The organism is Lysobacter antibioticus (assembly GCF_001442535.1).
In the GTDB taxonomy this organism is placed as follows: domain Bacteria; phylum Pseudomonadota; class Gammaproteobacteria; order Xanthomonadales; family Xanthomonadaceae; genus Lysobacter; species Lysobacter antibioticus.
On record NZ_CP013141.1, the window covers coordinates 2694624 to 2716577 of the forward strand.

Consider the following 21954-nt stretch of genomic DNA (forward strand, 5'->3'; position numbering starts at 1 on the left):
ATTGGCGGCAGTCGCGGGATCCGCCGGCGCGTCGCTCGGCGGCGTCGCGGCGGCCGGTGCCGCGGTCGCGGTCGCGGTCGGCGTATTCGCAGGGTCTGACGCGGCCGGTGCAGCGGACACAGCAGGCGCAGACGACGCTGCGGCAACGGGCGCGGTGGCGGCCGGTGCCGGAGCCGTCGCACCGGCACTGGCCGCGGCGGCATCGGCGGCGGGCGGATCGATCGGTGCGGGCGGAGTGGTGGCGTTGATGGTCATGGCGGCGGGTATCGCTATAGGCGGCGTGGCAGCGGATACCGCAACGGGCGGCGTGAGGCTGGCCGTCGCGGTGGAGGGTGTCGGCGCGGACGCTGCGATCGACGGTGCGGACGGTGCTGGCGGTGGCGCTGCGCTCGCGTTGCGAGCCGATTGCTTGCCCGACGCGTTCTTGTTCTTGCCGGGCCGTTGTTTCATCGCCGGGCGCTCCCGCGTCGAGGGTCGCGATCGGGTTCATGCCCCCGCCTCGCCGGCGCCAGCGCCGACGCAACCAGCGTCATGGCTTCTCCCCGATCGCCATGATCAACGCAACCGCCTTGGACACCACCGCGCTCGAGATCTGGTTGAGCACTTGCTGGCTGTGTACGGCGTTCTGCAGCGACAGGCCGGCCGAATGGCTGGACACTTGATAGAGGGATGCGATCGCTTGCGCGGGCGCTTCGGCGACCACCTTGACGTTGGTTTGGGTGACAGCGTCGGTGATCTGCGAATTGACGGAGGTCTCGTCGGCCATGAGCCTGTCCTTGAATGATGCGGTTTGAAGGGGTCGGCATGACCGGCGCCGGGGTCGCGCTGTCCATTCCGTTATTCGTCGTGGGTCTGATTGGGAGGAACGCCCGGCCAGTACCGTTGTGAAACGAGATTCGACCGAGGCGCTTGCGGACCCCGCGGACGAGGCCTCCGCCCCGCTCGGTCGAGCGCGCTCAGTCGCGCGCCATCGCGGTCTTGAGCCGGTTGCGCAGCAGCTCCACGCGCTTGCGCGCGAGCGGCTGGTTGATCTGGAATTTCTGTGCGATCACCGGGTACGGCAGATCGTCGATGAAGCGATAGGCGAACAGGCGGCGCTGTTCGCGGCTCAAGCGCGAGACCGCGGCGACGACGCGATCGAGTTGCTGGTCCAGTTCGAGCTTCTGCAGCGCCGACAGGCCGTCGTGGGCGAAGCCGCTGGCTTCGCTGTCGATCTCGCGGTTGCGGTCGAACACCTCGCGGTCGCGTCCGCGTCGGCGCACGCTGTCGAGAAATACGTGACGCAGCACCACGAACAGGAAGCCGCAGGGGTCGGTCACGGTCTGGGGCGCGCGGCGCATGAACAGCAGGGCCTTGATCGCGGTATTGGCCAGCAATTCCTCGGCCTGGTCGCGCTGACCATCGGCGAAGCGGCGCGAGCGCGCCTCCAGCTCGGGCAAACACATCCGCCAAGCGTTGGCGAACATTTCGTCGGCGACCTTGAGGTCGTCGCGCTCATTCTTGGGACGTTCCATCTCTCGCCTCTCCTGTGTCGAGCACCTGAGAGCGAGTCTGGTTAGGGGGTCTGGCGATGGCTGTTACTTGGGTGACACGCGCTTGCTGCTGAGGGCGGTGAACTGCGCACCCCGTCGCGATACGCGACTTCCGTTTCCGTTTTCGTGGACGTGTTGCGATTTCGTCGCCTTCGCCGATGTCCGCAATACGCGTCGGATGCCGTTGCGCGCGTGGGGCGGCAAGGCTGCGAGCGTCACGGAAGGCGCGTGCGCCACGACACGTCGGCGCGGCGTTTCAAACGATGTCCGACGCCCGCCCGGAGGGCCGCAGGCGAGTTGCGAATCGATCGTCGCGCGTTCGACGAACGCCTCGGAGCCGCGACTGCGTCACAGATCCGCGTCGACGACCGCGCAACGCCGCCACGCGGCGGCGTGCATGCGCGTTCGCCGCAGGCCTTGCCTACGCGGCGCGGCCTTGCGCGGCGCCGTCCAAGCCCAGACCGCGCAGAGCCCCGTCCCAACCCCAGGTCAGGGCGCAGCATGCCGCCACGACCAGCCCCCAGGACACGCTGCCTTGCGGCAAGGCCTGCAACGGCGCCTGCAGCGCCGGCAACCAGTTCGCGCTGGTCGCCATCATCATGCCGACACCGATCACCAACAGCAGGCCCAGCAAACCGCCTTGCAGCAGGCGTTCGAGGCGATCGCCGGCGTTCGCCGCGGACTCGGCCCGGCGCGCGACCTGCGTGGCGAAACCGTAGGGAATCGGCTCCATCACCGGCGCACGCAGCGCCCGGCTGAGCAACCGGTACTGGGCCAGGCGCGGATCGCCGGCGCTCATCGGCAGGCCGGCGCGCTCTTCCTGCAGCGCGCGCTCCTGCAGCCGCCACTCGCGCGCGACGCGTTCGTCGTCGAAACGCGGTTCGTTATCGGAAGGAATGCCGTTGCGGTTCATGCGAATTCTCCCAACCGGGCTTCGAGGCGCTGGCGCAGGCGGGCGCGAGTCCGGAACAGATGGCTCTTGATGGTGCCCTCGGCCAGGCCGGTCATGGTGGCGATTTCGCCGATGGGCACTTCTTCGAGGTGATACAGGGTCAACAAGGTGCGTTGCAGCGGCGGCAAGGCTTCGATCTCTGCGTGCAACCCGGCGGCGATCTCCTCGTCGGCGCAGGCCGCCTCCAGGTCGAAGCCGTCGCTGACCATGTCCAGCGGCGATAACGCGTCCTCGTCGTCGGCGACCTCCAGGATCGGGATGCGCTTGCGTTCGAGATGGCGCTTGGCGACCGAATAGGCGACCTGGCCGATCCACGACTTCAAGGGACTCTCGTGGCGGTACTGATGCAGGCACTGGTGTACCCGCAAGAACGCCTCCTGACACAGCTCGCGGGTGTCGTCCGGGTGCCGCACCATGCGCTGGATGATGTGCCAGCACAGCCCCTGATAGTCCCGCACCAGGCACTCGAAGGCACCCGGCGTCTGGGCCAGGACGGCAGCGACCAGACTGCGGTCGTCGTTGATGGGGAGGCCGGTCATCGCACTTAAGATGCGGTCAGGGAGCAATCGGTTGCAGTGACGAGGATATCCATCGCGACATGACAACGGTCAACTTCCGGGCGACCCGGCCGGACCGTCCACCCTCGCCGGCCGTCCTGTAACCGGCATGGCCCCCGGCCGGCACGCCCACCCGACGGCCCGCCGCTCGGCCTGCAACCGATCGCCAGGTACCCGTATCCATTACCTCGTGACCCGAACCCGAAGAGACTGCCCACATGGAATTCGAACTGCTGATCCCCATCACCCTGTTCATCTGCATCGTCTACGCGATCAAGATCGTCGTCGACGCGCGCTTCCGCAATAAATTGCTGTCGACCGGCGGCGCCGAAGAGCTGTTGCGCTCGATGGCCCGCGACGAAGACATCCGTCGCCGCCACGGTGCCTTGCGCTGGGGCATCGTCATGGTCCTGCTGGCCCTCGCCTTCGGCATCATCGAGGCCACCGGTTGGCGCGAAGCCAGCCCGGGCATGGTCGCGGTGCTGCTCGGCGCCTGCGGGTTGGGCAATCTCGCCTACTACTTCATTTCGCGCAAGCTGAATTGACCAAAGTCGTAGGGGTTTCGCGCCGAGTTCGGCCGAAAGACGGTTTCTTGCGGGTGCGGAGGCGGCGATGATCGCCGCTTCCGCCCCGGAGCCCCGCATGCGTCCGCTCACATCGCTGCATCTGTTCGTTGTCTGCCTGTTCGCCGTCGTCGCCTCATGGCCGTCGCTCGCCGGCGCCGCGGCCGACGTTCCCGACCAAGGCCATGCTCCCGACCGCCGCATCGTCATGACCGTCGACGATCTGCCCTGGGTGCAGTTGCCGTCGGTGCCGAGCGCCGAGGCGATCGACGGCCACCGCCGCCTGGTCGCGGCGATCGAGCGCGCCGGCGTGCCGGCGATCGGCTTCGTCAACGAGGGCAAGCTCGAACACGACGGCCGGGTCCGGCCCGAACGCCTGGCGATGCTGCGCGACTGGCTCGACGCCGGCGCCGAGCTCGGCAACCACAGCCATGGCCACCTCGACCTGCATGCGGTCGGTCTGCCGGCCTATCAGGCCGACATCCTGCTCGGCGAGCGGCAGTTGCGGCCCTTGTTGGAACGCACCGGCCGCGAGCCGCCGCGCTGGTTCCGTCATCCCTATCTGCGCGCCGGCCGCAGCGCGCAGGACAAGGCCGATCTGCAGCGCTTCCTCGCCGGACACGGTTACCGCATCGCCCCGGTCACCGCCGACAACACCGACTGGATCTGGGCCACCGCCTACCTGCGCGTCGGCGAATCGCCCGATCTCTCCAGGCGCGAGGCGCGCAAGCTCAAGGCCAAGTTGCGCGGCGACTACGTCGAGCACATGGGCGACAAACTCGACTACTACGAACGTCAATCGGTCGCCCTGCTCGGCTACGCCCTGCCGCAGATCTGGCTGATCCATGCCAACCTGCTCAACGCCGACACCTATGGCGAGCTGGTCGCGATGATGCGCAAGCGCGGCTACCGTTTCGTCGGCCTGGACGAAGCCATGCGCGACCCCGCCTTCGAGCGCAGCGACGCCTATCTCGGCCCGGTCGGACCGAGCTGGCTGCACCGCTGGGCGATCGGCGAGAACAAACCGGCGAGCTTCTTCGCCGGCGAACCGCAGACGCCGGCCTGGGTGATGCGGCTGGCCGAAGTCGAATCGGAATGAGCGCCGCTCGTGGTGGAGCGGCCTGAACCGCGCCTTGCGCCGGCCGTTGCAACCACGCGGTCGCGGCTTGCGCCGCTCCTACTCCAAGGCCGTGCTCGCCGTAGTCACGACCGATCCAGGGCCGTGCGCAGCACCGGAACCGTGGTGACGTCGTCGACGCCCTTGAGCGCAGCGACCCGCTCGCGCAGGTCCGCCAGTTCGCTCGGCGAATGCGTTTCCACCAGCACCATCAGATCGATCTCGCCGGCGACGCTGTGGATCAGGCGCACCTGCGGCAGCAGCGCCAGCGGCGGTACCACGTCGTCGCAACTGAAACCCTCGCCATAGCGCAGCAGCAACCAGGCGCGCAGCGGATCGCCCCCGCTGCCCAGGCGCACGGTGTACTGGGCGATGACCCCGCCCGCCTCCAGGCGCTGCAGGCGCTCCTGCACGGTGCTGCGCGACAGGCCGACGGCCTTGGCCAGGGCGACCGTCGACAAGCGCGCGTTGTCCTGCAGCAGCGCGATCAGCTTGCGGTCGGTTTCGTCGAGCGTCTTCATCGCGAGGGCCACCCATCCGGCGAGGTCGCCGGCAGCATCGCCGGCCTGACCGGCATTTTGCCGGGTTGAGACCGGCGCAAGCGAATGCGCACGATACGCCATCGCCCCGCGCCCCGACCGAAATCGCACCGATGGCCGCCTCCGGCTTCGCCGACCTGCCCGCCCCGCCGTATTACGCGGTGATCTTCTCCTCGCAACGCAGCGCAGCGGATGCCGAAGGCTACGACCGCACCGCCACGCGCATGGCCGAACTGGTGCGCGACCAGCCGGGCTTCCTCGGCTTCGAGTCGACCCGCGGCGCCGACGGTTTCGGCATCACCGTCGCCTACTTCGACAGCGAACAGGCGATCCGCGCCTGGCGCGAACACGCCGAGCACACGGTCCCCCGCGATCTGGGCCATCGCCGCTGGTACCAGCGCTTCGAGCAGCGCATCGCCATCGTCCAACGCGCCTACGGCGGCCCGCGCCCGTCTGCCGACCGAACCCTCCCTCAGGACCCGTGCCTCCCATGACCGAACCTAATCGCATCGCCTTGATCCCCATCGACGTGCAACGGGGCTTCGACTATCCGCCCTGGGGTCGCCGCAACAACCCCGCCATGGAAGCCAACGGCCAGCGCCTGCTCGCGGCGTGGCGCGAACACGGATGGCCGCTGATCCACGTCCGCCACGATTCCATCCATGCCGGCTCCACGCTGCATCCTTCGCATCCCGGCAACGCCTTCCGTCCCGGCTTCGAACCACAGCCGGGCGAAACGGCGATAGGCAAATCGGTCAACGCCGCCTTCATCGGCACCGACCTCGACCTGCGCCTGCGCCGGCTGGGCATCGACACCATCGCCCTGTTCGGCATCAGCACCGACATGTGCGTATCGACCACCGCGCGCGTCGCCAGCAACCTCGGCTATCGCACCATCGTCGTCGCCGACGCCTGCTTCTGCTTCGACCTCGCCGACACCGACGGCAGCGTGATCCCGGCCGAAGCGGTCAGCCGCGCGCATCTGACGACCTTGCGCGCGGAGTTCGCCGAAGTGATCGACAGCGACGCACTGATCGCGAGGATCGCTTGCGCGTAGCGGGCGAAAGCACGACCGCGCCGAAGCTATCGATTCCCTCTCCCGCTGCGCGGTGGAAGGTTGCGGCGAGGGCAGCCCCGGCCGAAGACATCTCGTCGCCCGGCGCAAACCTGTTGCGTCGAAACGAATCGACGAACCGGATTGGTCGCGCTTGCGAACGGATGCATCCCCCTTCCCCATCACCACGCCGCGCCGCACCACGCCACGCCGCGCCGCGCCGCTCATGGGGCGACGAACGGTATTGCATCCGGTTTTTTGCGGGCGTATTGTTCGCGGCCTTCGTCCTAGCGACGCATTCGACCGACCTCCTTCCGTGCATTTCATTCTCGACATCGCCAAACAGAACGCGCCGCGGCCCTCGTGCCAAGGCATGTTCGACCGCGCGTCGACGAAGCGCGGTCGCCTCGACGTTCTGCACACGCCGGACTGACTCCCTTTACCACGGGAGATCGGTCGCCCCGATCTCCCGTGGAACGCGAACGCCCTCGGTCAACCACCGGGGGCGTTTCAGTTTCAGCGTCCGCAAAGGGAACCCCAACCAATAACGCGAGTCCATACGCCCCGAAGCATCCGAGAGGAAAGGGGATGAGCCGTCGAGGCGCTTTCAGCGCTGTGTCCCGATGCTTCGGCACGGGCGGCCGGTCATGGATTCGCAGACATGGGCGCTTGCGCCCGAACCCATTGCCGATTGGCGACAGTCGGCAATACGAAGCATCCGAAGAAACGGACGACAGCGGTACGGGCTCGCAGCCCGTCCGGTGCGCGCGGCGCTGCCGTGGCGTATGCCGACGTCCGTGGATGGATGTTTCTCAAACCGACGGTAGCTCAGCCTGGTAGAGCGGCGACGTAGTGCGCGAGTCATCGGTTCGAATCCGATCCGTCGGTCTTTGGATATAGCTCAGTCGGGTAGAGCAACAGCTTCGATGCTGTCGGTCGCGGGTTCGACTCCCGCTATCCCTAACTGCCTTCCAAGCAGTTAACCAGGAACGAAAGTTCCGACTCAGGAAACGCCCCGCGCGGCGTTTCGCCAAACGCCGCGTTCGCGCGGCGCGCAACGGAACGACGCAGCGGCACCATCGCCGGACCCGCGCCCTCGTGGCGCGCGACGGTGCGGCGTAAGCCTCGCGACAGGGAAGGTCGCGAACGCGAGCCGCATCGCCTCCCGCCGGAAAGCGCGCGGGTTTCGCGATGGCGACGCCAGGGGCGTTTCCTACCTATTACTTTCGTCGGCGCTTGCGCACGACGGATCACCGCGCCTTTGCGACGACCGATTCGGTCGCAACGGCCACCACCACGGATCGGGCCCACCGGAACCACAAGGAGAACACCATGTTCTGGATGAAGAAGGTCGTGGTCGGCGATGCCGAGCGCGCCCTGGTTTACCGCAATCGCCGGATCGAGCGCGTGCTCGGCCCCGGCGTCCACCGACTCGGCAACTGGAAGCGCCAACTCGAAGTGTCGCTGCACTCGATCGTCGACGCCCAGTACAACGGCCGCGACGTCGACGCGCTGATCGCCGGCCTCGGCGCGCGCCTGCACGATCACTTCGTGCTCGCCAACCTGGGCATGCAGGAGATCGGCCTGATGCTGCGCAACGGCAGGATCGACGATGTCCTCGCACCGGGCACCCGCCAGTTGTATTGGAAGGGCTTGGCGCAGGTCGAAGTGCGCACTATCGCCCTCGCCGATGGTCTGGCGATCGAGCCGGACGTCGCCAACCGCTTGCGTCAGCTCGCTTACCTGGACCGCATCGCCGTTGCCGGCGCGGTGCCGACCGAGTCGGCCGGGCTGTTGTTTGTCGACGGCAAGTTGGTGCGCCGTCTCGAGCCGGGCGCCTATGCGTTCTGGAATTTCCGCAAGAACGTCAGCGTGGAGGTGGTCGAGCTGCGTATGCAGGCGATGGAGGTGTCGGGCCAGGAGTTGCTGACCCGCGACAAGGTCTCACTGCGCGTGAACCTGGCGGCCAGCGTGCGCGTGACCGACCCGGTCGCCGCGCGCACCCGCGTCGCCAAGCACGCCGAGCACGTCTATCGCGAGCTGCAGTACGGCCTGCGCAAGGCGGTCTCGTCGAAGACGCTGGACGAGTTGCTCGGCGACAAGGCCTCGCTCGACGCCGACATCTTCGCCTACGTGCGTGGCCAGGTCGCCGGCATCGGCGTCGAAGTGCTCGGGGTGGGCGTCAAGGACGTGATCCTGCCGGGCGAGATGAAGGAGATCCTCAACGGCGTGGTGCAGGCGGAGAAGACGGCGCAAGCCAACGTGATCCGTCGCCGCGAGGAGGCGAACGCAACGCGCAGCCTGCTCAACACCGCGAAGTTGATCGAAGACAGCCCGGTGCTGATGCGGCTCAAGGAGCTCGAGGCGCTGGAGAAGATCACCGAGAAGATCGACAAGTTGACCGTGTTCGGCGGTCTGGAGGGAGTCATGAAGCAATTGGTCAGTCTCAGGGGCCACGGCTGAACGCAGGACCGGGCGGCATCGCCGTCCGGATTCCGATAGCGCCGGGGCCGCAAGCCCATAACGGACGCCGCTCCCCAGGGAGCGGCCATATCGTCGTGCCCGCGGGGCACGACGGACTATCGGATAGAGAATCGCGATGCGTAACGATATGTACAAAGTGATCGTCGAACGGCCGCGAGGCGGAGGCATGGCCTCGACTCGCACGCGGCCGGCTCGCGATCTGGAAGACGAACCGCTGCACGAGGGCATGAAATACCGCCACGGCAGCCGCAAGTGGCTCAACGAAAACCTGAAACCGCTGCAACGCTATCTGGAACGGCAGCTCGGTCGGCGCTGGGATTTCGTCTACTCGGAACTGTGCGAGCGGGTCGACCGGCGCAACACGGTGCAACAGCACATCCACCAACACCTCGAGGATTTCGTGGCGATGCAGGTGCATCGGATCGACGGCGAACTGTGCGCGATGCGCCGTTACGGCGGCTTCAAGGCCTTGGCCGAGTCCTGGCACGAGCTGTACGTGTGCCCGGACAGCGGCTGCCTGATGCGCAACGAAGCGGCGCTCCGTGCGCGGATCGAGCGGCGTCGCGCGCATGTACGGGCGGTGCAGCACCGCCAACAAGGGCTGGAGCCGGAGGTGCGCAAACTCGGGCCGTCCGCTCAGCTGCGGCGCATCGACGGCATCTGGTATGCGATCGAGCTGGCGCCCGTGCCTGCGTCCTGGCAACGCCAGCCGCGTCACGCTGCGCACGGCACGGTTCGTGCCTTCGCCCACGATGCGGTCATCGGCCAGCCCGCCAGCGACTGCGCGAGCCGGCGCGAGCCGGCGCGAGCGCCTTTACACAGACGCCGGCGTTTATGCACAGCGCAAGCGGCAACTCGCACGCAGCGAACTGCTCGAACACGGACTCAGAAACAACGACCTGCCGGACGCCTACGACGCCCCCGTCCCACGGCGCTGGCGCCGGATGGGCAAGTACCGCGGACCCATCCGCCCCGGCGGCCGCCACAAGGAACATTGAATGACGACTACATCGAACTACGAACTGCTCCACGCCGACGAAGGCGCGGTGCCGGTCAAGGCCTGGATCCGCGGCGTCCCCGTCGACGAAGGCGCCAAGCGGCAGTTGCGCAACATCGCCGCCCTGCCCCATGTCGGGCCCTGGGTGGCGGTGATGCCGGACGTGCACCTCGGCAAGGGCGCCACGGTCGGTTCGGTCGTGCCCACGCGCGGCGCGATCATCCCGGCCGCGGTCGGCGTCGACATCGGCTGCGGCATGGCCGCGGTGCGCACCACGTTGCGGGCCAAGGATCTGCCCGACAGCCTGGCCAAACTGCGCTCGGCGATCGAGCACTGCGTCCCGGTCGGCAACGGCCGCGGCGGCGAGCACCGGCGTTTGCCGGACAGCCATGCCACGCGCCTGGCCAAGTCCGGACTGGCGCAGCGGCTCGACGCCATCCACGCCAAGCACCGCAAGCTGCGCACCGACAAGCTCGACAAACAGATCGGCACGCTCGGCGGCGGCAACCACTTCATCGAGGTCTGTCTCGACGAAGCCGGCGCGGTGTGGGCGATGCTGCACTCGGGGTCGCGCGGCACCGGCAACCTGATCGGCAGCTACTTCATCGAACTGGCGCGGCTGAAGCTGGAACGCCGCGTGCTCGGCTTTCATCTGCCGGACAAGGACCTGGCCTTCCTGCTCGAAGGCGAGCCTTTGTTCGACGACTACATCGAAGCGATGTCGTGGGCGCAGGACTACGCTCGCCACAACCGCGAGGCGATGATGGACCGGGTCCTGCACGCGATGCGGATCCAGTTGCCGAAGTTCCAATTGGAAAAGACCGCGGTCAACTGCCATCACAACTATGTGCAGCAAGAGCAGCACTTCGGCGAATCGCTGTGGGTGACCCGCAAGGGCGCGGTCAGCGCCCGCGAGGGCGAACTCGGGATCATCCCGGGCAGCATGGGCGCGCGCAGCTACATCGTGCGCGGCAAGGGCGATGCCGACAGCTTCCACAGCTGCAGCCACGGTGCCGGCCGGGTCATGAGCCGCAGCGAAGCCCGCAAGCAGATCACCTTGAAAGATCACCGCGAGGCCACGGCCCACGTGGAATGCCGCAAGGACGCGGCGGTCATCGACGAGTCGCCGGCGGCCTACAAGCCGATCGAGGCGGTGATGGCTGCGCAGTCCGACCTGGTCGAGGTGGTCCACACCTTGCGCCAGGTGGTCTGCATCAAGGGTTGAAGCACCGGTTTGCGCTTTCGACGCCGCCCCTCGGGGCGGCTTTTTTTGCCTGAGCGCGGGGCCCCGAGCCTCGGCGTCGCCGCCCCCGCATTCAGGGCGCGACCCAACCGTGGTTCAGCTCTATTTACACGATTCAGGCAACCATGAACGCCTTTGCCGTTGTCTGAACAAGCTTTACGCACCTTTGCGACTACGCTCGCGGTTCATTTGTGCGCTGGCGACTTTTCCAGGCCCGCGGCCTGCCGAAAACCGATATCGTGCGAATGCAAGAGGAATGCCAACGGACTGAGCTCATGACGCATCGCAATGCCGACCGGCTGTCCTCCTTCCACTCCGACAGTGAGTGCGAACCGACCCCGACCGCCGCGTCCGCGGCGGCGCTATCCCACGAAACCCGCGAGCTCGCCATCACTTATGGCCTCGGCGCACGCCTGCATCACGGCGAACGCCACTGGTCCGACATCCGCGACGACCTGGCCCGCGGCTGGGAGCGTTTGTGCGGGCGCGAACGCGTGCCGTGGACTCAGGTCGAGGGCGACGTCGAAGGCGCCTGGCGCCTGGTGTTGGCCGACTGAATCGGTCGCGGGCCGCACGCCGCCGCGTCGATAAATTCCCCGCCGGCGCCTCCCTGCGCCGGACGAGTGGGCGATGCACCCACTGAGCCGCGTTACGTACGCGGATCGGGTCGAGAAAACGATAAGCGCCGATTCGTTCAGGCGCGCACCGGCTGCGGCCGCCGCCACTGCCATTTCAGATTCACCCCGAGCGTGCCGATCACGATCAACACCACGCCGAGGCTCTGCACCGGCACCAGGCTGTGGCCGTAGACCAGATAGTCGAGCAGCAGCGCGATCACCGGATAGATGAAAGCCAGCACCGCGATCGTCGCCACCGGCAGGCGCGGATACGAGGTGTAGAACAGCACGTAGCACACGCCGCTGTGGATCAGTCCCAGGCCGGCGAGCCAGAACCAGTGATCGCCCGGCACCCACACCGCCGTGTAGTCGGCGAACGGCGCCAGCATGACGATGCCGACCAGACATTGGATCAACACCACCGCGAACGGCCGCTCGCGGCTGATCCGCCGCGACAGCAACAACGAGGCCCCGCACAGGATCGCCGCCACGAAGGTCAGGCCGACGCCGATCAGATAGCCGCTGCCGGCGCTGTTCCACAGCTTGAACGGGTCGGCCGAGCACAGCACGCCGACGAAGGCGATCGCGGTCCAGCCCAGGTCGGCGCTGCGCGTGCGCTCGCCGTAGAACATCGCCGCCATGCCCATGACCACGAACGGAAAGAAGTGGTAGACCATGGTCGCCACGCCGATCGACGAACGCGCCATGCCGGCGAACAGGGCGACCCAGTTCAATACCAGCAGCACGCCGCTGAAGATCGCCGAGCGGATCAGCGCGCGCTCGCCCAGCAGGCCGCGGAACAGACCGCGGGCGCCGCCCCAGGCAATCAGGAACGCGCTGCCGAAGACGCAGCGGAACAGCACCGCGGTGATCGCGTCCTGGCCGCTCTCGTGCACGAACACACCGACCGAACCGATCAACAGCTCGGCGATCAGCAACTGGATCAGGGCGCTACGCGACTCGCTCGGGCTGACGGCGTTCATGGCGGCGACGGCAAGGGGGGAAGGACAGCCTAGGCCGAGGCGGCGGACCGATACAGATTCAGTTAGGATCGGATTCGACCAGTACAGATCCGGACTATCGTGCTGTTCCGCCGGCCGAGAGCACGGCAATCGCCCCTGCCCCGAGAGAGTCGTCGCATGTCCCAGGACCTGCTCTACGAACGCCTTGCCGACCGTATGCGCCGGCAGATCCAGCGCGGCGTGTTGCGCGCCGGCGAACGCCTGCCTTCGCTGCGCCGGCTCGGCCGCGACCAGCGCATCAGCCTGGCCACCGCGGTCGAGGCCTATCAGCAACTCGAACGCGAAGGCCTGATCGAGGCGCGGCCGCGCTCGGGCTATTACGTGCGCTCGGCGCCGATGCAGGCGCCGCGCAGCCCGCGCGCGCGGCACCTGTCGCGCGCGCCGATGCCGGTGCGCAATCCGGCCCTGCTCGGCGTGCTCGACGTGCAGTCGCGCCGCGACCTGGTACCGCTGCACGCGGCGACGCCGGCCGCGGCGTTGCTGCCGAGCGCGGCCCTGGCCGCCTCGATCACCCGGGTGATGCGCCGCGACCCCGGCACCGCGCTCGGCTACACCGTGCCGCAAGGCTTGCCGGAGCTGCGCGAACGCATCGCCCAACGCTACGGCCAGTGCGGGATCGAGATCGACCCCGACGAAATCGTCATCACCGCCGGTGCGATGGAAGCGATCAGCCTGACCTTGCGCACGGTGACCCGGCCCGGCGACATCGTGATCCTGGAGACGCCGACCTATCACGGCCTGCTGCAGGCGGTCGCCGCGCAAGGCCTGCGCGTGCTCGAAGTACCCAACCGCCCCGGCCTGGGCATCGACGCCGCCCAGGTCGGCGAACTGCTCGAACGTCATGCCGTGCGCGCCGCCCTGCTGGTGCCCAACTTCAACAACCCGCTCGGCAGCCTGACCAGCGACGCCGACAAGCGTGCGCTCGTCGCCGCCTGCGCGGCGCACGGCACGGTGGTCATCGAAGACGACCTCTATGGCGAATTGGCCTACTCCGGCGAACGCCCCTCGCCGCTGCGCCGTTACGACGACGGCGAACACGTGGTGACCTGCGGCTCGTATTCGAAAATGCTCGCACCCGGGCTGCGCGTGGGCTGGATGATCGGCGGGCGCCGCACGACCGAACTGCTGCGCACCAAGAGTTTCTCGACCGTCGCCACCGCGACCTTGCCGCAGATGGCGCTGATCGAGCACTTCGCCCGCCACGACGTCGAACGCGGCCTGCGCCGCCTGCGCCGCGCCCTCGCCGACAACGCCCAGGCATATCGGCAGGCCTTGCTCGATCACTGGCCCGACGGCACCTGCGTGGCCGAACCGGCCGGCGGCATGACCCTGTGGATCGAATTGCCCGACGACATCGACGGCCAAGCCTTGTTCGAGGCCGCGCTGGAGCGCGGCATCGGCACCTTGCCCGGGCATCTGTTCTCGAACCGCGGCGACTACAGCCACCACATGCGCTTGAGTTGCGGGCAACCCTGGGACCGCAAGATCGAGACCGCGCTGCGCACGGTCGGTGAGTTGGCGAAGGGGTTGCAGGGTTGATGCGCAGTGGCGTGGTCGGTGCATGGTCGCGGCTCGCGCCGCTCCTACCCTTGCTTGCGTTGCTTCCGGGGTAGGAGCGGCGCGAGCCGCGACCGCGTCAATGCGACAACGGCGCAACATCGCCTCAGCGACAAACAAAAGGCCGCCCGAAGGCGGCCTCTGCGCTCGTCGCCGTCCGGCGACGTCTAACGACTCAATCTTCCACTCGGCTCACGCCGTCAGCAGGCTCGGCAGAAACTGGTCCAACGCCGTCTTCACCTGCTCCACGTCGAGGTCGGGTTGCGAGATCGCCCGCATCGCCAGTCCTTCGATCAGGCATTGCAGGATCAACACACGCGTATCGACGGCGGCCTTCGGGATGCCGAGGCCACCATCCTTGGCGCTGCGCGCGAACCAGGCCGCAAGATCGGAACGGAACACCCGATCCGAGGCATGGGTCGCCGCGGCGATCTCTTCATCGCGCGTCGCTTCGGCGGTCAGCTCCAGGAACAAGGCCGCGCTGGTGATGTTGGGATCGTTCGCCTGCCATTGCTGGAACACTTCGGCGATGCCCGACACCAGGTCGCTGGTCGCGTGCAGCTTGGCGATATCGGCCCGCGCCTCTTCGAGCTGACGCTCGATGATCGCCAGGATGATGTCGTTCTTGCCTTTGAAATACCGGTAGATCAGGCCGGCGCTCATGCCGGCCGTATCGGCGATATTGGCCATGCTCGCGGCATGGAAGCCATGCACGACGAAGCATTTCTGCGCCGCGGTCAGGATGCGCTCGCGCTGAGCCAGCGCGCGCGCCTCGGCCTTGGCAGTGGGCTTGCCCGGGGTGCTCATTGGCTGCGCTCGTTCCAGCCACCTCCAAGGACTTTATAGAGCGTGACGCGATTGGCCTGTTCGGCCCGGCGCGTCGACACCAGGCCCTGCTGCGCGGCATACAGCGTGCGCTGCGCATCGAGCTGGTTGAGGTAGCTGTCGCGACCGGCCTTGTAGCGCGCGGTCGACAACTGGTCGGCGCGCGTCGCCGCTTCGACCAGGGCTTCCTGCGCCTGGCGCTGTTCGGCCAGGGTCGCGGTCAGCGCCAGTGCATCGGCGACGTCGCGGAAACCGGACTGGATCGCCTTTTCGTACTGCGCCAACGCGATGCCCTGGTCAGCCTTCGCCGAACCCAGCCCGGCGCGCAGCTTGCCGCCCTGGAAGATCGGGATGTTGACCACCGGGTTCACCGTCCACACGCGCGTGTTCGAGTCGAACAGACCCGACAGCTCGTTGCTGGAGCTGCCGAGCAGACCGGTCAGGCTGATCGACGGGAAGAACGCGGCGCGGGCCGCGCCGATGTTGGCATTGGCCGCGCGCAGCAGATGTTCGGCCTGTTGCACGTCGGGGCGACGCAGCAATACCTCCGACGGCAAGCCGGCCGGCAAGGCGCCGATGCCGGTGGTGCCGTCGGTCAGGCGTTGCGGCAACAGCGCCGCATCGACCGGCTCGCCGACCAGCAGGTTGAGCGCGTTGATGTCCTGCGCAACCTGGCCGGCATAACGCGCCGCATCGGCACGCGCGGTCTCGACCTGGGTGCGGGCCTGGCTGACTTCCAGCCCGGACACCGCGCCGAGCTCGCGGCGCTTCTCGGTCAGATCGTAGGCGGCCTGCTGGTTCTTCAAGGTCGCTTCCGACACCGACAACAGCTCGCGGTCGGCGGCCAGGGTCAGGTAGGCGTTGGCGACTTCGGCGATCAGGCTGAGCTGGGCGCTGCGGCGGTTTTCCTCTTCGGCGAAATAACGCTGCAACGCGGCCTGGCTGAGACTGCGCACGCGACCGAACAGGTCGAGCTCGAAGTTGGCGATGCCGACACCGGCGGTGTAGACGTCGCTGACCTGACGGTTGTCGCCGCCGGTGCGCTGCAGTTCGGCGCTGGCGCCGACCGCGGGCAGACGGTCGGCGCGCTGGATGCGGTACTGCGCACGCGCCTTCTCGACGTTGAGCACAGCCACGCGCAGGTCGCGGTTGTTGTCGAGGGCGCGCCCGATCAGGTCTTCCAGATTCTGGTCGACGAAGAAATCGCGCCAGCCGATGTCGGCCACCGCGACGGCCGAAGCCGTCGCGGGGTCAGCCGATGTCGTCGACGCCGCAGTCTCCGCCGCGGTGCCGGCGAACGCCTGGGTGGTCGGCGGCAACGGCCACTCGCCCGGGATCGCCGCATCGGCGGCGGGCAACTTCGGCGCCAGGCTGACGCAGCCGGTCATGGCCAGCGTCACCGCGAGCGCCAGGGCATGCATGGCGAACTTATTCATGGCTCTGCGCTCCTTCCGCGGCAGGCTGCGAGGGCGCAGCGTGGTCCTTGGCCGCATGCTTCTTCTTTCTCACGAACAGCTTCTCGACCACCACGAAGAACAGCGGGACGAAGAAGATACCGAGGAAGGTACCCACCACCATGCCTCCGAGCACGCCGGTACCGATCGCGCGCTGCGCACCGGAACCCGCGCCGCTCGCCAACGCCAGCGGCAACACGCCGAGACCGAACGCCAGCGAGGTCATGATGATCGGGCGCAGACGGTCGCCGACCGCGGCCAGGGTCGCCGCGATCAGGTCCATGCCCTTCTCGAGGTTTTCCTTGGCGAACTCCACGATCAGGATCGCGTTCTTGCTCGATAGACCCACGGTAGTGAGCATCGCCACCTGGAAGTAAACATCGCGCTCCATGCCGCGCATCCAGGTCGCCAGCACGGTGCCGAGGATGCCCATCGGCGCGATCAGCAGCACCGAGGTCGGGATCGCCCAACTTTCGTACATCGCGGCCAGACACAGGAACACGATCAGCAACGACAAGGTGTACAGCAGTGGCGTCTGCGCACCGGCCTGGCGTTCCTGGTACGACAGGCCGGTCCATTCCAGACCGATGCCCGCCGGCAGCTGCGCGACCAGCTTCTCGACTTCGGCCATGGCCTCGCCCGAGCTCACGCCCGGCTTGGCTTCGCCGTTGATTTCCAGCGCCGAGACGCCGTTGTAGCGCTCCAGGCGCGGCGAACCGAACTCCCAGCGCGTGGTGGCGAACGCCGAGAACGGCACCATTTCGCCCTTGTCGTTGCGCACGTACCAACGGTTGAAGTCGGTCGGCGCCATGCGGAACGGCGCATCGGCCTGGATGTAGACGCGCTTGACGCGGCCGCGGTCGACGAAGTCGTCGATGTACTGGCCGCCCCAGGCCGCCTGCAGGGTCGAGTTGATGTCGGCGATGTTCAGGCCCAGGGCCGACGCCTTCTGGTTGTCGACATCGACGCGGAACTGCGGCGTGTCTTCCATGCCGTTCGGACGCACGTTCTGCAGCAGCGCGCTTTGACCGGCCGCGCCGAGGAACTGGTTGCGCGCGGCGACCAGCGCATCGTGGCCGAGCGCACCGTTGTCCTTGAGGTAGAACACGAAACCGTTGGAGTTGCCGAGTTCGAACACCGCCGGCGGCGCCAGCGCGAACACGAACGCATCCTTGATCTGCATGAAGCTGCCCATGGCGCGGCCGACCACGGCGTTGACGCTGTTGTCCGGCATCGGCGTCTTGCCGAAGCTGGTCAGCCAACGCCAACGGTCGCCCCAGGTCGCTTCGCGCTCTTCCCACGACTTCAGCTGCGAGAACGCCATACCGGCATTCTGGCCGTTACCGGCGAAGCTGAAGCCCTGCACCGTGAACAGCGAGTCCACCGCCTTGTCGCCGAGGAACTGCTCTTCGACCTTCTTGAGCACTTCGCCGGTGCGTTCCTGGGTGGCGCCGACCGGCGCCTGCACGATGGTGAACAAGAAGCCCTGGTCTTCCTGCGGCAGAAACGAGGACGGCAGACGGAAGAACAGCACCGCCATCAAGGCCGCCATCGCCGCGAACACGATCATAAAGCGGCCGGTGCGGGTGACAATGCCGTGCACCGCGCTCTGGTACTTCTTGTTGCCGCGGTCGAACTTGTCGTTGAACCAGCCGAAGAAGCCCTTGTCGGAAGCGTGGTGACCCTTCTCGATCTGCTTGAGCATGGTCGCGCACAGCGCCGGGGTCAGCACGATCGCGACCAGCACCGACAGGCCCATCGCCGAAACGATGGTCACCGAGAACTGGCGATAGATCACGCCCGTGGCGCCGCCGAGGAAGGCCATCGGCACGAACACCGCCGACAGCACCAGGCCGATGCCGACCAGCGCGCCGGTGATCTGGTCCATCGATTTGCGCGTGGCTTCGATGGGCGACAGCCCCTCTTCGCTCATCACGCGCTCTACGTTTTCGACCACGACGATGGCGTCGTCGACCAACAGGCCGATCGCCAGCACCACCGCGAACATGGTCAGCATGTTGACCGAATAGCCGAACAACGCGAGCAGGCCGAACGTACCCAGCAACACCACCGGCACCGCGATCGTCGGGATCAGGGTGGCGCGGAAGTTCTGCAGGAACAGGTACATGACCAGGAACACCAGCACGATCGCTTCGAGCAGGGTCTTGACCACTTCCTCGATCGCCACGCGCACGAACGGCGTGGTGTCGAACGGCGTCACCGCCGTCAGGCCCTTCGGGAACGAAGGCTTGAGTTGCTCGAGTTCGGCCTGGATGGCCTGCGCGGTGGCCAGCGCGTTGGCGCCCGTCGCCAGCGAGATGGCGATACCGGTCGCCGGCTTGCCGTTGAAACGGGCGATGGTGCTGTAGTCCTCCTGCCCCAGTTCGACCCGGGCCACGTCGGACAACTTCAACACCGCGCCGCTGCTGTTGGCGCGCACGACGATGTTCTGGAACTGCTCGGCCGTCTGCAGACGATCCTGCGCGGTGACGGTGGCATTGAGCTGCTGGCCCTTCACCGACGGCGTGCCGCCGAGCTGGCCGACCGCGACCTGGGCGTTCTGCGCGCGCAGGGCGTTGATGACGTCGGTCGGGGTCAGCTTGTAGGTGTTGAGCTTGTCCGGGTCGAGCCAGATGCGCATCGCGTACTTGGTACCGAACAGCTGGGTGCTGCCGACGCCGTCGACGCGGGCGAGCGGGTCGACCAGGTTGGCGGCGACGTAGTCGGCGATGTCGGCGCCACTCATGCTGCCGTCTTCGGACACGAAGCCGATCACCAGCAGGAAGGCCGAGTTAGCCTTCGACACGCTCACGCCCTGCTGCTGCACGATCTGCGGCAGCAACGGCGTGGCCAGCTGCAGCTTGTTCTGCACCTGGACCTGGGCGATGTCGGGGTCGGTACCGCTTTCGAACGTCAGGGTGACGCCGGACTGACCGTCGGACGAGCTGGTCGCCGACATGTACATCAGGCCGTCGATGCCCTTCATGTTCTGCTCGATGATCTGGGTCACCGAGTTTTCGACGGCTTTGGCCGAGGCGCCGGGGTAGGACGCGTTCACCGATACGGTCGGCGGCGCGATGGTGGGGTACTGCGAGATCGGCAGCTGGGTGATCGCAATCGCGCCACCGAGCATGATGATGATCGCCAGGACCCAGGCAAAGATCGGGCGATCGATAAAGAACCGTGCCATGAATTTCTCCGATTACTGCTTCGGCGCGGCGGGGGCCGCGGCCGGCTTGGCCGGCGCTGCGCCCTTTTCGGTCGCGTCGACCGGCATGCCGGGGCCGATCTTCTGCAGGCCTTCGACGATGACCTTGTCGCCGGCCTTCAGGCCGCCTTCGACCAGCCACTTGTCGCCGATGGCCTGGCTGACCTGGACTTCGCGCGGCTCGACCTGACCCTTGGCGTTGACGACCATCGCGGTCGCCGCGCCCTTGGGATCGCGCGAAATGCCCTGCTGCGGCACGAGCAGCGCGTTCTGGCGCACGCCGGTACCGACCAGGGCACGCACGTACATGCCGGGCATCAGGATGTTGTCGGGGTTCGGCACCACCACGCGCAGCAGGAAGCTGCCGGTGCCTTCGTCGACGGTGACTTCCGAGAACGCCAGCTTGCCCTCGAGCGCGTACTTGCTGCCGTCTTCGAGCAGGATCGTCACCGGCGTGGTCGCCTCGGTCAGGGTGCCGGCGGCGATCTGCTTGCGCAGGGCGAGCAGTTCGGCGCTGGACTGGCTGATGTCGACGTGGACCGGATCGAGTTGCTGCACCACCGCCAGCGGCTCGGCCTGGTTGGCGGTGACCAGCGCGCCCTGCGTCACCGCGGACTTGCCGATGCGGCCGTTGATCGGCGAGGTGATGCGCGCGCGGCCGAGGATCACGCTGGCGCTCTGCACCGCCGCGCGGCCCGAGGACACATCGGCCTGACTCTGCTTGAGCGTAGCGACCGCGGTTTCGTCGTCCTGCTTGCTGACCGCATCGATCTTGACCAGGTCGCTGGAGCGGCGCGCGTTGAGACGCGCCGAGTTCAAGGCCGCTTCGCCGCGCGCCAGAGTGGCGCGCGCGGTTTCGAGATCGGCGGCATAGGTCTTGTCGTCGAGCTGATACAGCGGCTGCCCGGCGCGGACCAGGCCGCCTTCGGTGAACAGACGCTTCTCGACGATGCCGTTGACCTGCGGCCGGACCTCGGCGATCAGCGACGCGCTGGTGCGCCCCGGCAGCTCGCGGGTCAGGGTGATGGTCTCGGGCTTCAGGGTCACCACGGTGACCTGGCCCTTCTGGCCGCCGGGGCCGCCAGGCCCGCCTTGTTGATCGCCGCCCTTGCCGCAGGCGGCGAGCGCCATGGCGAGCACGGAAACGGTGAGAATTGCCTTATAGGACATGGACTTGCGCGACGGCATGGGGGAGCCTCAGGACGTTGTGGCGGTCGGACGGACCGCGGCCACTTCAAAGAATGAACGATCATTCTCTTTTTTAAGCCGATCCGGGTCAAGCCGCCAAAAGCCCGTTCAGGCGGGTTTTCCGTGCGTTTTTCGGGCTTGCGGCGCGTTTTTGTGCAAAGCAGCGCCTAAAACGCTCGATCGGCAAGATCAGGCGGTCGGGAGGGCTTGGGTTTTGGCCCGAGTCGGCAAAGGCCGGATTGCTGGACTAGCCGAGTGGCCGAAACCGGATGCCGCGGTGCCGGACCGTCGGATCGCCGGCGATTGGCCGTCAACTCAGTGGTCGGTCGACCGCGTCAGCGCGCTCGCGCCGCGCAAGCAGTACATGCGCGACAACGGGATTGATCAACAGACAGAGCACGAGCAAGCGCGCGTCGATGAGCCCGAACAGCGGCGAGGTGTAGGAGGCGCCGATCAAAAAAGACCACGACCGACTCGATTGCTTCCTCGACTGCTTCAAGCGGGGCATCAATCGTCGCGCCACGAACTCGGCGACTGCGGCGACGAACATGAAAGGCAGAGCGACGACCGGCGCGAAAACGATGAACATCATCGGCGACATCTCGGGCTGCCGGTCGATCGCGAAGTAGTAGAGCGTCCTCGCAATAGACAACACGAATACGCCTGTGGCGACTCCGACCATCAACGACAGGTAAGCGCTGGCCGAACGTGAGCGCATGATTGAATTCCTCACGACCTGATGTCGACCTTTCGATCAGCATGCCGGGCATTCTCGCCCAGAAGCGCGAACGGAGGAAAAAAGAAGCTGGCAGGCGCGGAGCCGGGCTGGCAAAGAGGGGATGCGACCTTGTTGATCGCGAGGCGCATGCTACGGATCGGGCGGGATCAAGACAAGGCCTGAAGGCATACGCACTGGCTACGAGCCGATGGTGTTTCGATGACCGTTACGACCTTGGCGCACTTACACAACCCTGCCGCGTCTCATCCAGGGAATCGGGATCGAACCTGGAGCAACGATGGCGATTGCGATGCCAATAACGGCAAC

Annotated in this window: 20 protein-coding genes and 2 tRNA genes; 10 read left to right on the top strand and 12 right to left on the bottom strand. The window is 67.1% G+C overall.

Annotation, left to right across the window (positions count from 1 at the left end; translation table 11 throughout):
* Positions 1 to 529 precede the first annotated feature (529 nt).
* The 4 genes from GLA29479_RS10835 to GLA29479_RS10850 all read right to left on the bottom strand — a co-directional run bounded on the left by GLA29479_RS10835 (position 530) and on the right by GLA29479_RS10850 (position 3023).
* Positions 530 to 766 (bottom strand): RebB family R body protein, encoded by a 237-nt coding sequence (locus GLA29479_RS10835; RefSeq protein WP_031371088.1) that lies wholly within the window; start codon positions 764 to 766, stop codon positions 530 to 532.
* Positions 767 to 956: 190 nt separating this feature from the next.
* Positions 957 to 1514, bottom strand: a complete 558-nt coding sequence (locus tag GLA29479_RS10840; protein ID WP_057919231.1) for an RNA polymerase sigma factor — start codon at positions 1512 to 1514, stop codon at positions 957 to 959.
* A 439-nt stretch (positions 1515 to 1953) separates the two neighbouring features.
* A complete protein-coding gene (locus tag GLA29479_RS10845) occupies positions 1954 to 2445 on the bottom strand; it encodes a hypothetical protein (protein ID WP_057971569.1) in 492 nt (163 codons plus the stop codon).
* Complete coding sequence (locus GLA29479_RS10850) at positions 2442 to 3023, bottom strand: RNA polymerase sigma factor (protein WP_057919233.1); 582 nt, start codon at positions 3021 to 3023, stop codon at positions 2442 to 2444. The genes GLA29479_RS10845 and GLA29479_RS10850 overlap by 4 nt, the downstream gene beginning before the upstream one ends.
* Before the next feature lie 236 nt (positions 3024 to 3259).
* Here GLA29479_RS10850 and GLA29479_RS10855 point away from each other — a divergent pair, with 236 nt between their 5' ends.
* Complete coding sequence (locus GLA29479_RS10855) at positions 3260 to 3586, top strand: DUF6249 domain-containing protein (protein ID WP_057919234.1); 327 nt, start codon at positions 3260 to 3262, stop codon at positions 3584 to 3586.
* Positions 3587 to 3683: 97 nt separating this feature from the next.
* Complete coding sequence (locus tag GLA29479_RS10860; protein ID WP_082638535.1) at positions 3684 to 4703, top strand: polysaccharide deacetylase family protein; 1020 nt, start codon at positions 3684 to 3686, stop codon at positions 4701 to 4703.
* Positions 4704 to 4807: 104 nt separating this feature from the next.
* Here the strand turns inward: GLA29479_RS10860 and GLA29479_RS10865 are convergent, their stop codons facing one another.
* On the bottom strand, positions 4808 to 5242 hold the full coding sequence (locus GLA29479_RS10865) for an Lrp/AsnC family transcriptional regulator (protein ID WP_057920217.1): 435 nt from the start codon (positions 5240 to 5242) through the stop codon (positions 4808 to 4810).
* 131 nt (positions 5243 to 5373) lie between these two features.
* On the opposite strand from GLA29479_RS10865, the gene GLA29479_RS10870 reads away from it, so the two are divergent.
* The 5 genes from GLA29479_RS10870 to GLA29479_RS10890 all read left to right on the top strand — a co-directional run bounded on the left by GLA29479_RS10870 (position 5374) and on the right by GLA29479_RS10890 (position 8777).
* Complete coding sequence (locus GLA29479_RS10870; protein ID WP_057971570.1) at positions 5374 to 5754, top strand: antibiotic biosynthesis monooxygenase family protein; 381 nt, start codon at positions 5374 to 5376, stop codon at positions 5752 to 5754.
* Complete coding sequence (locus GLA29479_RS10875; RefSeq protein ID WP_057971571.1) at positions 5751 to 6317, top strand: cysteine hydrolase family protein; 567 nt, start codon at positions 5751 to 5753, stop codon at positions 6315 to 6317. The genes GLA29479_RS10870 and GLA29479_RS10875 overlap by 4 nt, the downstream gene beginning before the upstream one ends.
* 814 nt (positions 6318 to 7131) lie before the next feature.
* A tRNA-OTHER gene (locus GLA29479_RS10880) sits at positions 7132 to 7202 on the top strand.
* Between the two features lie 4 nt (positions 7203 to 7206).
* Positions 7207 to 7277: transfer RNA gene (locus GLA29479_RS10885), tRNA-OTHER, on the top strand.
* A 369-nt stretch (positions 7278 to 7646) separates the two neighbouring features.
* Positions 7647 to 8777, top strand: a complete 1131-nt coding sequence (locus GLA29479_RS10890; RefSeq protein WP_057971572.1) for a slipin family protein — start codon at positions 7647 to 7649, stop codon at positions 8775 to 8777.
* Here GLA29479_RS10890 and GLA29479_RS10895 read toward each other — a convergent pair.
* Entirely contained in the window at positions 8761 to 9549 is a 789-nt protein-coding gene (locus tag GLA29479_RS10895) for a hypothetical protein (protein ID WP_144436455.1), read from the bottom strand. The two genes, GLA29479_RS10890 and GLA29479_RS10895, sit on opposite strands and share 17 nt — an antisense overlap.
* A gap of 247 nt (positions 9550 to 9796) precedes the next feature.
* Here GLA29479_RS10895 and GLA29479_RS10905 point away from each other — a divergent pair, with 247 nt between their 5' ends.
* Positions 9797 to 11020 carry an RtcB family protein gene (locus tag GLA29479_RS10905; protein WP_057971575.1) on the top strand — a complete coding sequence of 408 codons (1224 nt, stop codon included), beginning with the start codon at positions 9797 to 9799 and terminating at the stop codon, positions 11018 to 11020.
* A 293-nt stretch (positions 11021 to 11313) separates the two neighbouring features.
* A complete protein-coding gene (locus GLA29479_RS10910) occupies positions 11314 to 11595 on the top strand; it encodes a hypothetical protein (protein WP_057971576.1) in 282 nt (93 codons plus the stop codon).
* A gap of 137 nt (positions 11596 to 11732) precedes the next feature.
* Here GLA29479_RS10910 and GLA29479_RS10915 read toward each other — a convergent pair whose 3' ends face one another.
* The gene (locus tag GLA29479_RS10915; protein ID WP_057971577.1) at positions 11733 to 12638 is read right to left on the bottom strand and encodes a DMT family transporter; all 906 of its coding nucleotides are present in this window, start codon (positions 12636 to 12638) and stop codon (positions 11733 to 11735) included.
* A gap of 156 nt (positions 12639 to 12794) precedes the next feature.
* Here GLA29479_RS10915 and GLA29479_RS10920 point away from each other — a divergent pair, with 156 nt between their 5' ends.
* Complete coding sequence (locus GLA29479_RS10920) at positions 12795 to 14216, top strand: aminotransferase-like domain-containing protein (RefSeq protein ID WP_057971578.1); 1422 nt, start codon at positions 12795 to 12797, stop codon at positions 14214 to 14216.
* A 210-nt stretch (positions 14217 to 14426) separates the two neighbouring features.
* On the opposite strand, the gene GLA29479_RS10925 is transcribed toward GLA29479_RS10920, so the two are convergent.
* The 5 genes from GLA29479_RS10925 to GLA29479_RS10945 all read right to left on the bottom strand — a co-directional run bounded on the left by GLA29479_RS10925 (position 14427) and on the right by GLA29479_RS10945 (position 21627).
* Positions 14427 to 15041 carry a TetR/AcrR family transcriptional regulator gene (locus GLA29479_RS10925; RefSeq protein ID WP_051884589.1) on the bottom strand — a complete coding sequence of 205 codons (615 nt, stop codon included), beginning with the start codon at positions 15039 to 15041 and terminating at the stop codon, positions 14427 to 14429.
* Positions 15038 to 16495: an efflux transporter outer membrane subunit gene (locus GLA29479_RS10930; RefSeq protein ID WP_057971579.1), complete on the bottom strand. Its 1458-nt coding sequence runs from the start codon at positions 16493 to 16495 to the stop codon at positions 15038 to 15040. The genes GLA29479_RS10925 and GLA29479_RS10930 overlap by 4 nt, the downstream gene beginning before the upstream one ends.
* On the bottom strand, positions 16488 to 19703 hold the full coding sequence (locus GLA29479_RS10935) for an efflux RND transporter permease subunit (protein WP_057971580.1): 3216 nt from the start codon (positions 19701 to 19703) through the stop codon (positions 16488 to 16490). The genes GLA29479_RS10930 and GLA29479_RS10935 overlap by 8 nt, the downstream gene beginning before the upstream one ends.
* A gap of 12 nt (positions 19704 to 19715) precedes the next feature.
* Positions 19716 to 20891, bottom strand: coding sequence for an efflux RND transporter periplasmic adaptor subunit (locus GLA29479_RS10940; protein ID WP_057920218.1), 1176 nt, complete (start codon positions 20889 to 20891; stop codon positions 19716 to 19718).
* A 328-nt stretch (positions 20892 to 21219) separates the two neighbouring features.
* Positions 21220 to 21627 (bottom strand): hypothetical protein, encoded by a 408-nt coding sequence (locus GLA29479_RS10945; RefSeq protein ID WP_057971581.1) that lies wholly within the window; start codon positions 21625 to 21627, stop codon positions 21220 to 21222.
* Between the last annotated feature and the right edge of the window lie 327 nt (positions 21628 to 21954).